Origin of the sequence: Agromyces mariniharenae (assembly GCF_008122505.1) — a bacterium.
GTDB classification, from domain to species: Bacteria; Actinomycetota; Actinomycetes; order Actinomycetales; family Microbacteriaceae; genus Agromyces; species Agromyces mariniharenae.
Window position 1 is genome coordinate 778965 of the sequence record NZ_VSSB01000001.1, and the last position, 14778, is coordinate 793742.

A 14778-nucleotide genomic window follows, 5' to 3' on the forward strand; every position below is an offset into this window, starting at 1 on the left:
AGCCGGGCGTCCGCCGCGCACCGCGTTCCTCAGGCGGTCCGCTTCGAGCCGGGCGTCCGCCGCGACTTGACTTCGGCGCTCCGGCTCCGCTGCAATATATTGCATGCCGCTACCCAGCGCTCGTGCCGAGCGCCCGACCTCGCTGCGCGACTACGCCTATCGCGAGCTGCGCGACGCGATCGTCAGCGGACAGCTCGCTCCGGGCGAGCGGTTGCGCGACCCCGAGCTCGAGGCGTGGCTCGGCGTGAGCCGCACGCCCATCCGCGAGGCGATCGCGCGGCTCGAGACCGCCGGGCTCGTGCACACCCGCCGTGCAAAGCAGACCGTCGTCGCCCCGCTCGACACGCGCACCGCCCTTGCGGCGCAGCGCATCGCAGCGAGCCTGCACGAGCTCGCCGTGCGCGAGGCCGTGCCGCAGCTCACCGAGGCCGACCTCGACGCGATGCGCGACGCGAACGAGCGATTCGCCGATGCGCTTCGAGCCGAGGACGTCGACGCGGCGATCGTGGCCGACGACGAGTTCCACGACGTCGCCGTGCGGGCGAGCGCGAACCCGCTGCTGCCCGGCCTGCTCGAGCAGGTCACACCGCTCCTGCGCCGGCTCGAGCGCGCCCGGTTCGGGTCACTCGCCGGACGCGGATCCGTCGGCGACCACGACCGCATCATCGAGCTCTGCGCTGCCGGACTCTCGGACGAGGCCGGCGAGGCCGCACGCGAGAACTGGTCGACCCTCGGCCGGCTGCTCCACCTCGAGGCCCACGACGACGACGAGGCCGTCGACGACGCGAGCCCGGGCGAGCCCGCGGCATCCGTCACCCCCACCCCCTGAAGGAGAGAACCATGTCCCTCGCCGACTTCCCCCGCCACCAGCTGACGTTCGGGCCGAGCCCGATCCACCCCGTCGACCGGCTGAGCGCCCACCTCGGCGGCGCCCGCGTCTGGATGAAGCGCGAGGACGTGAACAGCGGCCTCGCGTACGGCGGCAACAAGACCCGGAAGCTCGAGTACCTCGTGCCCGATGCGCTCGCGAAGGGCGCAGACACGCTCGTGTCGATCGGCGGCGTGCAGTCCAACCACACCCGTCAGGTCGCGGCCGTCGCCGCGCACCTGGGCATGATGTGCGTGCTCGTACAGGAGCACTGGGTCGACTGGCCCGACTCGGTGAACGACCGCGTCGGCAACATCCTGCTCTCGCGGCTCATGGGCGCCGACGTGCGCCTCTCCCCCGCGGGCTTCAGCATCGGGTTCCGCGAGTCGTGGAAGCAGGCGATCGCCGACGTCGAGGCGGCCGGCGGCACGCCGTATCCGATCCCGGCCGGGGCATCCGATCACCCGCTCGGCGGACTCGGCTTCGCGAACTGGGCGCACGAGGTCGCCGCGCAGGAGGCGGCGCTCGGCGTCTTCTTCGACACGATCGTGGTGTGCTCGGTCACGGGTTCGACGCACGCGGGTATGATCGCCGGCTTCGCCGACCTCGAGCAGAACTTCGGCGGCCGGCCGCGCCGGGTCCTCGGCATCGACGCGTCGGCGACGATCGACGAGACCCGCGACCAGGTCGCGCGCATCGCCCGCAACACGGCCGAGCTCATCGGCCTCGGACGCGAGCTGCGCGACGACGAGGTCACCGTGCTCGAGGGCTGGGCGGGCGACTACTACGGGATCCCCGTGGAGTCGACCGACGAGGCGATGCGGCTCACCGGCAGCCTCGAGGGCGTCATCCTCGACCCCGTCTACGAGGGCAAGTCCATGGCGGGCCTCATCGAGCTCGTGTCGACGGGCACCATCGCGAAGGACTCGAACGTGCTGTACGCCCACCTCGGCGGCCAGCCCGCGCTCAACGCCTACAGCGGCCGCTACCACTGACGGATGCCGCACGCCCGTGTCGGAGGTCGGGCGTAGCATCGCGGCATGGCGAAGCCCAACCCCGAGCGGGACCGTGCCCTCGAGCGGCTGGCCGACGTCGGGAGCGACCTGCTCGCGCGGCCCGACGTCGCGATGACGCGCATGTTCGGCTCCGAATCGCTCTCGGTGCGCGGCAGGATGTTCGCGTTCGCGTCGAACGCGGGCGACCTCGTCGTGAAGCTGTCCGAGCAGCGCGTCGACGAGCTCGGCCTCGACAACATGGTCATGCGCGGCCGGCCCATGCGCGAATGGGCCGTCGTGCCCTACGATGCGGGCCCCGAGCGCTGGCGCGTGATCCTGGGCGAGGCGCACGGCTTCGTCGACGAGACCACGCCGACCTGACTCGACGTCCGGCCGCTTGCCGCCGCCCCGCGGACGATGCCAGCATCGCGCCATGCGGATCCTCGCGGAGCCCGACCGGCAGCTCACGCCCATCACCCTCGGCGGATTCCTCCTCGCGCTGAAGATGGCGATCCTCGGCTGGTCGGTCGGCCGCGGTCGTCGACCCGAGGAGCACGCGGCGGACGAGGAGGGCTGGGGGGGGGGGGGGGGGGGGGGGGCCCCCCCCCCCCCCCCCCCCCCGACCGGCGGCCGGCACGCGGCGACCCGACGTATCCTCGAGGGATGCCGCAGGCCAGCTCCCTCGCGGCGCCGACCATCGTGCTCGACGCCGAGGCCTGGCGTGCCCGCGAGCAGGCGCACGCTGAGCGCGCCGACGCGCTCACGGTCGGGCACCGCGCCCGCGCGGCACGGGGCGAGCGGCATCCGATCGAGGACTTCCTCTTCACCTACTACGCGTACTCGCCGAGCCTGCTGCGGCGCTGGCACCCCGGTCCGGGCGTCGAGCTGGCAGATGCCGCGGGCACGCCGCGCGCGGACTGGCGCTGGTACGCCGCGGGGCCGACGCCGGGCTCGCTCCTGGTCGACCACGAGGCGATGCAGCGCGAGAAGGCGCCGCTGCTGCGAGCGGTCGAGCGGATGCTGCGCCTCACCGCGTCTCGCCCGGGGCAGTTCGGCTGCTTCGGGCTGCACGAGTGGGCGATGGTCTACCGGCAGCGCGAGCACCGGCATCCGGTGCCGCTGCGGCTCGGGCAGGACGCGACCGACGCCGTCGTCGAGGCGCACGAGCTGCGGTGCACGCACATCGACGCGTTCCGGTTCTTCACGCCCGATGCCGTGCCGCGCAATCGCTTCGCGCCGACCCGCGAGCTCCAGCCCGAGCTGGAGCAGCCCGGCTGCCTGCACGCCGGCATGGACGTGTACAAGTGGGCGGTGAAACTCGGCCCGCTCGTGCCCGGCGAGCTGCTGCTCGACGCGTACGAACTCGCGCGCGACATCCGGTACCTCGACATGCAGGCGTCGCCGTACGACATGGCGCCGTGGGGCGGCGAGCCCGTGCGCATCGAGACGCCCGAGGGCAAGGCCGAGTACGTGCGCCGGCAGCGCATGTTCGCCGAGCATGGCAACGCGCTGCGTGCGCGCATCCTCGAGGCGTGGCTCGGCCCCGCCGTCGGCTGAGACGCAAGGGGTTGCGGCACCTCGGGCGGTCGCCGAGCATGGCGGCATGCGGATGCCGCATCGCGTACACGTCGTGACGGGAGGCGCCGGGGGGATCGGGCGCCGCATCGCCGAGTTCCTGCTCGCCGAGGGACACGCGGTCGTCGTGGTCGACACGACGCCCGCGGACTGGCTCGACGAGCCCGACGCGCTCGTCGCGACGAGCGACCCGCCGCGCGCGGCCGCGGTGATGGGCGACGCCGGCAAGGAGGGCGTGCTCGAGGATGCCGTCGAGCGGGCCCGAGAGCTGGGCGGCCTGCACGGCTGGGTCAACGACGCGGCGGTGTTCGACGACGCGTGGCTGCACGACGCCGGCGGGGACGCCATCCTCGCGGCGGTGCAGGCGAACCTGCGGCTGGCGGTGGCCGGGTGCGCGGCCGCGGTGCGCGAGTTCCGACGCACCGACGTGGCCGGCTCGATCGTCAACGTCTCGTCGCACCAGGGGCAGCGGCCGGTGCGCGGCGCGCTCGCCTACGCGACCGCGAAGGCGGCGCTCGAGGGCCTGACGCGAGCGGTCGCCGTCGACTACGGTGCCGACGGCATTCGCTGCAACGCCGTCGCGCTCGGCACGATCCGCACCGAGCGCTATGACGAGCTGCTCGACTCGATCGGCCCCGAGGGTCGCCTGGCGATCGAGCGACAGGTCGCGGCGCTGCATCCGCTCGGTCGCGCGGGCGACGCCACCGAGGTCGCGCAGGTCGTCGCCTTCCTGCTGTCGGATGCCGCGAGCTTCGTCACGGGCACGGTCCTCCCGGTCGACGGCGGCCGCGCCGCCCGCGGCGCCGACCCCGAGGAGCGCTGACGCGCCGACGCGGGCCCACCCTCACGCGTCGGCGTCGAGAGTGCCCGTATGGTCGCTTCCGCGCGCGCATTCCGACATTCCGAGCACTCTCGGCGCCGCGGCATCCGTGAGTCAGCGCGTCGGATGCGGCGCACTCGCCTGCTCGGCGAGCCACTCGTCGAACGTCTGGCGTCCGAGCGTCGCATCGGGACCCGGCAGCGTCTCGCCGCCACGCATCGCCGCGTACTGCTTCCCGGGCAGCGAGACCGCCAGGACCGGGCCCTTCAGACCCCGGGCGTGCGCGAGCTTGCGGACCATGTCCTCGAGGCGCTCCTCACGCGGCCCCGCGAAGTCGGGCGCGTGCCCGGCGGGAGCACCCTCGGCGAGCTCGACGAGCCGCTCCCCCACCTCCCGCGCGGCGACCGGCTGGGAACGGCCCCGCGGCGCGAGGTGCAGGCCCGCGACCGTGAGCACGTCGAGCATCTGGCCGGCGAACTCGTGGAACTGCATCGCGCGCAGGATCGTCCACGGCACGGCGCCCGCCTCGACCGCGCGCTCCTGCGCGACCTTCGCCGCGTAGTAGCCGTAGGGCGCCCGGTCGACGCCCACGATCGACAGGCTTACGTGGTGCCGCACGCCGGCGCGCTCCTCGGCGGCGAGCAGGTTGCGCGTGACGGTCGTGAAGAACGCCGTGGTCTTCTTCGCCGACGTCGACACGAGGTTGCTCGCGTCGATGACGACCTCCACGCCGCGCAGCGCCTCGTCGAGCCCGGTTCCCGACACGAGGTCGATGCCGTTCGAACGGGTCAGCACGACGACCTCGTGCCCGCGCTCGCGTGCGGCCTCCACCGCGCGGCGTCCCACGGTGCCGGTTCCTCCGGCGACGGCGATCCTCATGATGCGTCCTCTCCTTCGCTGATCATTCTCCGCCGCGGTGGCAGGCACAGGGGGATGGCGAGCACGAGTGTGGCCGCCAGCGCGATCGGCTGCGCGATCGCGTCGAGCGGTGCGAGCCCGTGCAGGTGCCCCACGTGGTAGACGAGGTGCGGCACCGAGAACACGAGCCAGGCCACGCCGACCGCGATCGAGGCATCCGCTCGGCGCATGAGCGCCGCGACGACTCCTGCCGCGACGAGCGCGAGGTAGAGCGACCCGACGTCGCGCACGAGGTGCTCGTTGTAGGGGCCGTCGCCGGCGACCCAGGCGCCGAAGACGCCGGGCATCGGGAAGGCGTCGTAGAAGCTGCGCGGTGCGGCGAGCGCCCAGGCGCCGACGAACGCGCCGAGCGCGTTGAGGGCCCACAGGATGCCGCGTCTCCAATTCGTGTTCACACCCCTTCGACGACGCAGGCCCCCGGAATGTGACGTCGGACCTCACATCGGGTGCCCGCACGTCGTCGGACAGGAGAGGACGGATGCGGCATCCGATGGGAAGGTGGAGGCATGACGACGGCACCCGAGGGGTTCGACGAGGCGGCGCTCGAAGCCGAGCGCGGCATGCTCATGAGCCTCTCGTACCGGATGCTCGGCACCGTCGCCGACGCCGAGGACGCCGTGCAGGAGACGTACGCGCGCTGGTACCGGATGTCGCCCGCCGAGCGCGCCGCGATCCAGAACCCGGCGGCGTGGCTGACCCGGGTCGCGAGCCGCGTCTGCCTCGACCAGCTCGGCTCCGCGCGTGCGCGACGGGAACGGTACGTGGGCGAGTGGCTGCCCGAGCCCCTGCCGGGCGGCACGGGGATGTTCGCCACCCCGCCCTCGACCGACCCGCTCGATCGCGTCACGCTCGACGAGTCCGTGGCCACCGCGCTCCTCATCGTGCTCGAGTCGCTCACGCCGGCCGAGCGGGTGGCCTTCGTGCTGCACGACGTGTTCGCGATGCCGTTCACCGAGATCGCCGAGGTCGTCGGGCGCTCCCCCGACGCATGCCGCAAGCTCGCCTCGACCGCGCGTCGGCACGTGCGCGAGCGGCGCGCCGGATCGGCGCCGCGCGAACAGCACGATGCGGTGGTGCTCGCCTTCACCGAGGCGGCGGGCACCGGCGACCTGCAGGCGCTCCTCCCGCTCCTCGATCCCGACGTCGTGCTCGTCTCCGACGGCGGCGGGCTCGCGTCCGCCGCGCGACGCCCAGTGCTCGGCCCCGACCACGTCGGACGGTACATCCTGGGGCAGCTCGCGAAGCTCGGCGCGGCCCTGACGGTGTCGCTGCACGAGACCGCCGACGGCCTCACGCTCGCGTTCGGCGAAGGCGACGTGATCCACAGCGTCGCGGTCCTCGACGTGCGCGACGGGCGGGTCGCACGCGTCTGGATCATGCGGAACCCCGAGAAGCTCGGCCTCTGGAACGCCTGATCCGGATGCCGCGAATCCCCGCCCGTGGGTAGGGTGGGCACCCTGGGAGGTGCGGCGGATGCAGGGTGGCGAGCGTGTTCCGATCGATGCGCAGCAGGTCGACGCACCGCTGTCGCAGTTCGCGGTCTTCCTGGTGATGACCGCGGCCGACGGCGACGGGGCGCTCGCGACCGTGCGCGAGGTCGTGTCGGGCATCGACGACCTCGTGAAGACGGTGGGGTTCCGCGACCTGAACGGCCACCTCTCGTGCGTCGTCGGCATCGGCCGCGAGCTGTGGGACCGGCTCTCGCCCGGCGCACGCCCCAGCGAGCTGCACCCGTTCCCGGCGGTGGCCGGCGCCGTGCACGCCGCGCCGTCGACGCCGGGCGACCTGCTGTTCCACATCCGCGCCGAGCGGCAGGACCTGTGCTTCGAGTTCGAGCGCCTGCTGCTCGATCAGCTCGGCGACGCGGCATCCGTGGTCGACGAGACCCAGGGCTTCCGCTACTTCGACGCCCGCGACCTGCTCGGCTTCGTCGACGGCACCGCGAACCCGATCGGGGCCGAGCTGCCCGAGATGACCCTCATCGGCGACGAGGACCCCGACTTCGCGGGCGGCAGCTATGTCGTCGTGCAGAAGTACCTGCACGATCTCGACGCATGGTCCCGGCTCTCGACGGCCGAGCAGGAGGCCGTGATCGGGCGCACGAAGCTCGACAACGTCGAGCTCGACGACGCGCCCGGCCCGCAGTTCGCGCACAAGACGCTCGCGACCATCGCCGGCGACGACGGCGAGGAACTGCAGATCCTGCGGGACAACATGCCCTTCGGCCGACCCGGCCAGGGCGAGTTCGGCACGTACTTCATCGGCTACTCGCGTCGGCTGTGGGTCATCCAGCTCATGATCCACCGCATGTTCATCGGGCAGCCGGCGGGCTATCACGACAAGATCCTCGACGTGTCCCAGGCCGTCACGGGCACCACGTTCTTCGCGCCGTCGAACCCGGTGCTCCGAGGGCTCGCCGACGAGAGTGCAGCATCGGATGCCGCGTCCGCACCGGCGTTCCCGTCGGATCGGGCCGCCTGGGCGGCCACGACGGCCGGGCCCGCGACGGCGGCCAAGCCTGCGATGACGGCTGAGCCCGTGAGGACCGCCGAGCCCGCGGCATCCGCCGAGCCCGCGGCAACCGCCGAGGCCGCGGCATCCGCCGAGCCCGGCACCGACGGCCCGGGCTGACCGCGCCGGGCTGACGGCCCGACTCCGCGTCAGCCGGTCGAACGCGTTGCCGCATCGACGCCCGAGCCCGCGAGGAACGGCGCGAGCATGTCGAGCGTGCGCGCCATCAGGTCGGCGGCGAGCCGGTCGTCGCGCGCCTCGGCGCTGGGCTGCACGAGCCGGCCCTCGTCGTAGTACTCGCCGCCGTGCGCATCCGCGGCGAGCGCGGCGAGGATGCTGTCGGCTCCGGTGCCGACCGAGCCGCCGATCGAGCCGAACATCGCGTGGAGCAGGCCCGTGTCGATGACGCCCGGCTGGATGCTCACGGCGGTGATGCCGCGCGGCATCCGCCCGGCCAGCCAGCGCGTGTACATCACGATCGCGAGCTTCGAGCGGGCGTAGGCCCGCACGGGCGAATAGCCGCGCTGGAGCTCGAGGTCGGGCAGGTCGAGCTGCGCCATCGAGTGCGTCGCCGACGCGAGGTTCACGACGCGAGCGCCGTCGGCCAGGCGGGGCTCGAGGAGCTCGGTGAGCAGCACCATCGCGAGGTAGTTCACCTGCAGCGTGCGCTCGTGCCCGTCGCCGGTCGTGCGGCGACGGTCGGCGCCGGGCACGCCGGCGTTGTTCACGAGCCCGTCGATCGGCGCGCCCGCGGCCTCTGCGAGCGCGGATGCCCCGGCCACCACGTCGGCGAGCCGGCCGTAGTCGCACGACACGTACACCACGTCGGCGCTCGAACCCGCCGCGATCCGCGCTACGGCGTCGCCGGCCGCGCCCTCGGGCTCGGGGCCCTGCACGACGAGCCGGTCGGCGGTCGCGGCGAGGCGCCGAGCGGCCTCGAGCCCGATCCCGCTCGTGGCGCCGGTGATGACGTAGGTGCCGCCCGAAGCGCGCATGCGACCCTCCTCGCTGCCTCGAGCGGCAACCTACCCCATCGGGCGATCCCCTGTCAGGGCACGCGGTAGCCGGCCGCGCGGAACAGCTCGTACCACTCCGGGCGCGTGAGCGGCACGTCCGAGCCCTGCGCCGCCGCGGCGACCCGCTCGGGCGTCGTCGTGCCGAGCACGACCTGCATGTCGGCGGGGTGGCGCGTGATCCACGCGGTCGCGATGGCGATGGCGGGCACGTCGTACTTCGCGGCGAGCCGATCGATGACGGCATTCAGCTCGGGATAGTCGGGCGAGCCGAGGAACACCCCGTTGAAGAAGCCGGCCTGGAACGGCGACCACGCCTGGATCGTGATGTCATTGAGTCGGCAGTAGTCGACGATGCCGCCGCCGTCGAGCGTGAGCGCCTGGTCGGTGCCCTGCATGTTCGCGGCGACGCCCTGCGCGATGATCGGCGAATGCGTGATCGACAGCTGCAGCTGGTTGGCGACGAGGGGCTGCCGCACGGACTTCTTCAGCAGGTCGATCTGCGCCGGCGTGTGGTTCGAGACGCCGAACGCGCGCACCTTGCCCGCGGCCTCGAGCTCGTCGAAGGCGCGGGCGACCTCGTCGGGCTCGACGAGCGCGTCGGGCCGGTGCAGCAGCAGGATGTCGAGGTAGTCGGTCTGCAGCGCGCGCAGCGACCCGTCGACCGCCTCGATGAGGTGCTCGTACGAGAAGTCGAAGTACGGGCCGTCCTTCACGATGCCGGCCTTCGACTGGATCGTGACCTGCTCGCGCTCCGACGGCGTGAGCTGCATGGCCTCCGCGAAGCGGCGCTCGCAGCCGTGCAGCTCGTCGCCGTAGATGTCGGCGTGGTCGAAGAAGTCGATGCCCGCATCGCGGGCCGTGCCGACGAGCTCGCGCACAGCCTCGTCGCTCATCTTCGAGATGCGCATCAGGCCGAGGACGACGTTGGGGGCGGCGAGGTCGGCGCCGAGGGTGATGGTCTTCATGGTGCTGGTGCTCCTGGTCATCGTGCGGTCGTTGCGCCACTTGAGCGCCCGCTGCGCCACATGGACTGGCGCAGCGGGCGTCGAAGTGGCGCAGACTGCGTGGGGTTGGGGCGACCCGCATCGGGTCGGGCCGCGTGCGAGTGCGGACGGGCCGCAGGTGGGCTAGGCCGCGAGCTCCTCGACGTCCGAGAGCGACGCGAGCTCGTCGGCCGTGAGCTCGAGCTCGACGGCGCGCACCGAGTCGCGGATGCTCTCGGGGCGCGAGGCCCCGGGGATCGGGATGACGACGGGCGCGAGCGCGAGCTCCCAGGCGAGCGCGACCTGCTGCGGGCTGACGCCGTGGGCGTCGGCGACGCGCTGGAACGCGCCGTGCCGCTGCCCGACCGCGCCGGCGCGCGCAATGCCGCCGAGCGGCGACCACGGCAGGAACGCGATGCCGAGCGCGGCGCAGTGCTCGAGCTCGCCGAGGCTCGACCGGAACGCCGGCGAGAACTGGTTCTGCACTGACACGAGTCGTCCGCCGAGGATCTCGTTCGCCTCGTCGATCTGGGCGACGTTCGCATTCGAGATGCCGGCGAGCTCGATGACGCCCTCGTCGAGCAGGTCGCGGATCGCGCCCACCGAGTCGGCGTACGGCACGCGCGGGTCGGGCCGGTGGAACTGGTAGAGCCCGATCGCCTCGACGCCGAGCCGCCGGGCCGACGCCTTCACGGCCTCCTTGAGGTACTCGGGCCGGCCGTCCTGGGTCCACGAGCCGTCGCCGGGCCGGAGGTGGCCGCCCTTCGTCGCGACGAGCACGCCCGACGTGTCGCCGCCCCACGAGCGGAGCGCCCGGGCGATGAGCTCCTCGTTGTGGCCGACCTCGTCGGCGTGGATGTGGTACGCGTCGGCGGTGTCGATGAGGGTCACGCCGGCCTCGAGGGCGGCGTGGATGGTCGCGATCGACCGGGCCTCGTCGGGCCGTCCCTCGATCGACATCGGCATGCCGCCGAGTCCGATGGCGCTGACCGTGCGAGGGCCGATGGTTCGCTGCTGCATGGAGCATCCTTTCGTTGCGAGGTTGCCTGTTCACGATAGGAACGCTCAAACTAGAAGTCCAACAACTAGTTCTCATGCCATTCAGAAGAAGGGTCGATGAATGGATCTTCGACAGATGGAGTACCTCGTCGCCCTCGCCGACGAGCAGCAGTTCACGCGCGCGGCGGCCGTGTGCCACGTCTCGCAGTCGGGTCTCTCGGCGGCGATCCGTGGGCTCGAGGAGGAGCTCGGCACGACGCTGTTCGACCGCACGACGCGCCGGGTCGTGCCGACCGACGCCGGCCTCGCACTGCTTCCCCACGCGCGCACGATGCTCGCGCAGGCGGCCGCGGCCCGCGACGCCGTGGTGCGTGCGACGCACGAGCTCTCGGGCAGCCTGAGGGTCGGTGCCGAGCAGTGCCTCGGCATGGTCGACGTGAACGCGCTGCTCGAGCGCGTGCACCTGCTGTACCCGCTCGTCGAGCTCGAGTTCACGCAGGCGGGCTCGCACGAGCTCGCCGCGCGGGTCAACGAGGGCACGCTCGACGTGGCGTTCGTCGCGGGCGGCGGGCAGGTGACGCGGCTCCGCCGCCACGAGTTCGGACGACGACCCATCGTGCTGCTCGTGCCGCCGCAGCATCCGCTCGCCGGCCGCGATCGCGTCGAGTGGGCCGACCTGCGCGAGCTCGACTTCGTCGACTTCCAGGAGTCGTGGGCGGTGCGCACGCTCAACGACGAGGCGTGCGCCGCGCACGGCGTGCCCCGTCGCGTGAGCGCCGCGGTGAACGACGTGCACACGCTGCTCGACCTCGTGCACCGGGGCCTCGGCATCGCACTCGTGCCGCAGCACGTCGCCGCGAAGCCGCAGGCGTCGGGGCTCGTGACGCTGCGGCTGCCGCCCGAGTCGACGCCCGAGTGGGTCGTCTCGGCCATCACCGGCGCGCCGGCCGCGGCATCCGCCCCGCTGCTGCTCGACCTGCTCGACGCGGAGCTCGCGCTCAGCGCCTGACGCCAGCGGATGCCGCGTGGCTCGCGCTCAGCGCCTGAGACGAGCGGATGCCGCGTGGCGGTGCTGCCGCGTTCGACGCTCGCCACTCAGCCGACGCTCGCCACTCAGCCGACGATCGCCAGCACCACGCACGCGCCGCCGAGGAACACGTCGAGCCCGAGGCACCAGAGCGCGAGCGACCGGTTCACGACGGCGTCGCGGCGGTAGTGCACGAGGTCCCAGCCGGCGTGCGCGGCGAGCGCGACGCCCGCGATCACGAGGCCGAGCCGGGGCGCGAGGAAGAGTGCTGCGATCGCGACGCCGAAGTAGGCGACCATCGCGATGCCCTGGGGCACCGTGACCCGCGGCCGGCGCACGAGGCCGACCACGAGGAACACGGCCCCCACCGCGGCGAGCACGATCCAGCGGGGCACGTCGAGCAGCTCGGCGCCGACCACGAGCACCGAGCCGAGGCCCGCCCACGCCCAGGCCATCCAGCGGATGCCGGTCGCCGCCGCCGCGACGTAGCAGAGCGTCGCGATGCCCACGGCCGTCATCGGCGTCGTCGCGTCGAGTCCGCCCAGGGCGGCGCCGCCGAGGAGCAGACCGCCGCCCGTGATCACGCCCACGACGACGAGCAGCACGATGAACCACGCGCGCGGTCGCGGGGACCCCGACGCGGACGCCGCGGCATCCGTCGACGTTGCGTTCATCGTCGTCTCGGTCGTCGCCGTGTTCGTCTCGCTCGCACGCATGATCGCTCCGTCCGTCGTTCGTATCATACCCTAGTGGGGTATCGTACGGAGGACGTCCAGATGCCGCAACCCCCGCGTCCCGTGCGCGCGTGGAGCTCGAGGAGAGCGTCCGTTGTGATGCTGGCGCCGGCCGACGCCGTGGGAACGTCGCGACCGTCCCGATGAGCAGGCGGAGTCCTCCCCCGCGAGTCAGCCGCTCCCCTCGACCACCTGCTCGAGCACGCGCTCGAACGCCTCGGGTCCCACCGCAATGGAGCCGGCGTACGGTCGGTCCATGTCGGCCGTCACGAAGATGACGAGGCCGATGAACAACGAGAGCAGGCCCACCATGAGCAGGTGCAGGCGCGGGTTGCGGACGTCGAGGAACGCGAGCAGCACGACGTTGACCGCAGCACCCACCCAGATCACGAGCCAGAGCAGGAACGGCAGCTCGAGGGCCGTGGCGTCGATGCGAGCGCGACGCGACTCGATGAACGTGTCGAACGTGGTGAGCACCTGCTGGAGCGCGGCCTGTTCGTGGCCCGGTTGGGCCTCGACCCGGGCGAGCAGCTCCTCGAACTCGTCGACCTGCTCGTCGCTCGCCTCGGGGAGCACACCCCGCCGCTGCTCCGGCCAGTCCTGCTCGATGACCGCATGCATGTACCGGTCGAGCTCGGTGCGCAGCGGCACGCCGTCGGGCGCGTCGAGGAGGCTCGTCGCGCGGTACAACGTGCCGACGCGCCCGGCCTCCTCGACCGCCGTGTCGCGTGCGTAGGCGAAGTTCTCGTACACCGAGAGCGCGACGAGGGCGAGCAGGATGCCGAAGAAGACGCCGAACGTGCCGATCACGTGCGCGAGCGCGCGGTCCCACTCCTTGTGGTCGGTCACGAGCTTGTGCACGAGCGGCCGGAGCGCGAGCACGATCAAGCACGAGACGACCACGAATCCGCCGACGAACAGCGGCAGCGTGATCCAGATGGGTGTCTCGTAGAACCACTGCACCACGGCTTCCCCCTGCCCCGACAGCGGGCGCGTCGACTGCGCCCGACCGACGTGGCTCAGCCTACGGATGCCACGGCGCGATGCGCCAGACCCGATTGCCGCCGACGCGGCCTCCGTCAGGCCTCGAAGCGCGCCCGGTCGACATTCGAACGGTTACGCCGTGACCGCCTCGCGCCGCCGCGGCAGGTTCGCGACGACGAGGGCCGAGACGCCGAGCAGCAGGATGAGCGGGGCGCCCAGGTCGAGGGCGGCCTGCAGGCCCGACGCCGTCGCGATGGCGCCGAGGCCGAGCGCGGCGAGCGCCTGCAGGAGGTACCCGACGACGTATGCCGCCGAGATGATCGCGGCCCGCTCGTGCACGGGCGCGCTCGTGGTGACGAGGCCGAGGCCGCCCGAGAACATCAGGGCGTAGCCGGCCCCCGCCACGACGGATGACGCGAGGAACGCGGGCAGGGAGTGCGCGAGCCCCGCCACGATCAGCAGTCCGAGCCCGGCGGTGGCGAGCAGCGGACCGAGCGTGACGGCGAGCCGCGGGCGGAGCCCGCGCGTCAGCACCGCGACGATGCCGATGACGACCGCCGAGAGCGCGATGATCGCGCCGTCGACGAACACGTCGTCGCTGCGCACCAGGTCGCGTGCGATCTGCGCGCCGAGGGCGAGGAAGATCGCGCCCATCGCGTAGGCGGCCGAGATGCCGAGCGTGCCCGCGACGAACGACGGGCGCTCGCTCCGCGGCATCCGTGGCAGCCGGGGACGCCACGGGCCGGCGGCCTCGTCGCGCGTGTGGCGCGGGAGCCCGACGGCGAAGACGGCGACGACCGCGGTCACGGCGGTGAGCACCCAGAAGCTGAGGTGCAGCGGCCAGGGCGCGTACTGCACGAGGGCGCCGCCCACGACCGTGGCGAGGGCGAGTCCGGTCGCCGTGGCCGCCGTCGTCGCGGAGCTCGCGCGCCGGGCGCCGTCACGGCCGCCGAACTCGACCATGGCCGCCGTGGCGGGGCTCAGCGAGAGGCCGACGCCGACGCCCATGAGCGCGCGACCGATGAACGCCCAGGTGAGGTCGGGTGCGATCCCGAATGCGATCGAGCCGAGCCCGAGCGCCGCGAGTCCGAGCAGGATGACGGCCCGCCGGCCGATCACGTCGGAGAGGTTGCCGAACACGATGAGAACCGGCACGAGCACGATCGGGTAGATCGCGAAGATCGCCGTCGTGACGGTCGGCTCGACCTGCCATTCGGCCGCGTAGAGCGGATACACGACGGTCGGCGCGCCGCTCGCCCACAGTGCCAGGCCGGCCACGGATGCCGCGGTCCAGAAGCTTCCACGGGTGCTGAGGGTCATCCTGCGCCTTCCGCATGTTCCTGAGTTG

General features: G+C 72.8%; 16 protein-coding genes. 8 read left to right on the top strand and 8 right to left on the bottom strand.

All coding sequences use genetic code 11. The features are described 5' to 3' along the window. The first annotated feature begins 103 nt into the window (after positions 1-103). From FYC51_RS03480 to FYC51_RS03500, 5 genes are all read left to right on the top strand, one after another. Positions 104-829: a GntR family transcriptional regulator gene (locus tag FYC51_RS03480; RefSeq protein ID WP_148732275.1), complete on the top strand. Its 726-nt coding sequence runs from the start codon at positions 104-106 to the stop codon at positions 827-829. Positions 830-840: 11 nt separating this feature from the next. Then, positions 841-1863: a 1-aminocyclopropane-1-carboxylate deaminase gene (locus FYC51_RS03485; RefSeq protein WP_148732276.1), complete on the top strand. Its 1023-nt coding sequence runs from the start codon at positions 841-843 to the stop codon at positions 1861-1863. Positions 1864-1908: 45 nt separating this feature from the next. After that, positions 1909-2244 carry a TfoX/Sxy family protein gene (locus FYC51_RS03490; protein WP_148732277.1) on the top strand — a complete coding sequence of 112 codons (336 nt, stop codon included), beginning with the start codon at positions 1909-1911 and terminating at the stop codon, positions 2242-2244. Between the two features lie 282 nt (positions 2245-2526). Beyond that, positions 2527-3420: a 3-methyladenine DNA glycosylase gene (locus tag FYC51_RS03495; RefSeq protein WP_148734101.1), complete on the top strand. Its 894-nt coding sequence runs from the start codon at positions 2527-2529 to the stop codon at positions 3418-3420. A 73-nt stretch (positions 3421-3493) separates the two neighbouring features. Then, on the top strand, positions 3494-4261 hold the full coding sequence (locus FYC51_RS03500) for an SDR family NAD(P)-dependent oxidoreductase (protein WP_222863195.1): 768 nt from the start codon (positions 3494-3496) through the stop codon (positions 4259-4261). 111 nt (positions 4262-4372) lie between these two features. Here FYC51_RS03500 and FYC51_RS03505 read toward each other — a convergent pair whose 3' ends face one another. Beyond that, positions 4373-5137 carry an SDR family oxidoreductase gene (locus FYC51_RS03505; protein ID WP_148732279.1) on the bottom strand — a complete coding sequence of 255 codons (765 nt, stop codon included), beginning with the start codon at positions 5135-5137 and terminating at the stop codon, positions 4373-4375. Continuing rightward, positions 5134-5571, bottom strand: a complete 438-nt coding sequence (locus tag FYC51_RS03510) for a hypothetical protein (RefSeq protein ID WP_148732280.1) — start codon at positions 5569-5571, stop codon at positions 5134-5136. The genes FYC51_RS03505 and FYC51_RS03510 overlap by 4 nt, the downstream gene beginning before the upstream one ends. A gap of 111 nt (positions 5572-5682) precedes the next feature. On the opposite strand from FYC51_RS03510, the gene sigJ reads away from it, so the two are divergent. Both sigJ and FYC51_RS03520 read left to right on the top strand, forming a co-directional pair. Further along, positions 5683-6591, top strand: a complete 909-nt coding sequence (gene sigJ, locus FYC51_RS03515) for an RNA polymerase sigma factor SigJ (RefSeq protein WP_148732281.1) — start codon at positions 5683-5685, stop codon at positions 6589-6591. A gap of 58 nt (positions 6592-6649) precedes the next feature. Next, a complete protein-coding gene (locus tag FYC51_RS03520) occupies positions 6650-7807 on the top strand; it encodes a Dyp-type peroxidase (protein ID WP_148732282.1) in 1158 nt (385 codons plus the stop codon). A gap of 29 nt (positions 7808-7836) precedes the next feature. On the opposite strand, the gene FYC51_RS03525 is transcribed toward FYC51_RS03520, so the two are convergent. The 3 genes from FYC51_RS03525 to FYC51_RS03535 all read right to left on the bottom strand — a co-directional run bounded on the left by FYC51_RS03525 (position 7837) and on the right by FYC51_RS03535 (position 10706). Beyond that, positions 7837-8682: an SDR family NAD(P)-dependent oxidoreductase gene (locus FYC51_RS03525; protein WP_148732283.1), complete on the bottom strand. Its 846-nt coding sequence runs from the start codon at positions 8680-8682 to the stop codon at positions 7837-7839. A gap of 53 nt (positions 8683-8735) precedes the next feature. Next, positions 8736-9668 carry an aldo/keto reductase gene (locus FYC51_RS03530; protein WP_148732284.1) on the bottom strand — a complete coding sequence of 311 codons (933 nt, stop codon included), beginning with the start codon at positions 9666-9668 and terminating at the stop codon, positions 8736-8738. Between the two features lie 162 nt (positions 9669-9830). After that, positions 9831-10706 (bottom strand): aldo/keto reductase, encoded by an 876-nt coding sequence (locus FYC51_RS03535; protein WP_148732285.1) that lies wholly within the window; start codon positions 10704-10706, stop codon positions 9831-9833. A 100-nt stretch (positions 10707-10806) separates the two neighbouring features. Between FYC51_RS03535 and FYC51_RS03540 the strand changes: the two genes are divergently transcribed. Next, positions 10807-11694, top strand: coding sequence for a LysR family transcriptional regulator (locus FYC51_RS03540; protein WP_148732286.1), 888 nt, complete (start codon positions 10807-10809; stop codon positions 11692-11694). 104 nt (positions 11695-11798) lie between these two features. Here the strand turns inward: FYC51_RS03540 and FYC51_RS03545 are convergent, their stop codons facing one another. The 3 genes from FYC51_RS03545 to FYC51_RS03555 all read right to left on the bottom strand — a co-directional run bounded on the left by FYC51_RS03545 (position 11799) and on the right by FYC51_RS03555 (position 14750). Next, positions 11799-12428: a hypothetical protein gene (locus FYC51_RS03545; RefSeq protein WP_148732287.1), complete on the bottom strand. Its 630-nt coding sequence runs from the start codon at positions 12426-12428 to the stop codon at positions 11799-11801. A 189-nt stretch (positions 12429-12617) separates the two neighbouring features. Beyond that, a complete protein-coding gene (locus FYC51_RS03550) occupies positions 12618-13412 on the bottom strand; it encodes a bestrophin-like domain (RefSeq protein WP_187432472.1) in 795 nt (264 codons plus the stop codon). Between the two features lie 150 nt (positions 13413-13562). Next, entirely contained in the window at positions 13563-14750 is a 1188-nt protein-coding gene (locus FYC51_RS03555) for an MFS transporter (RefSeq protein WP_148732289.1), read from the bottom strand. Between the last annotated feature and the right edge of the window lie 28 nt (positions 14751-14778).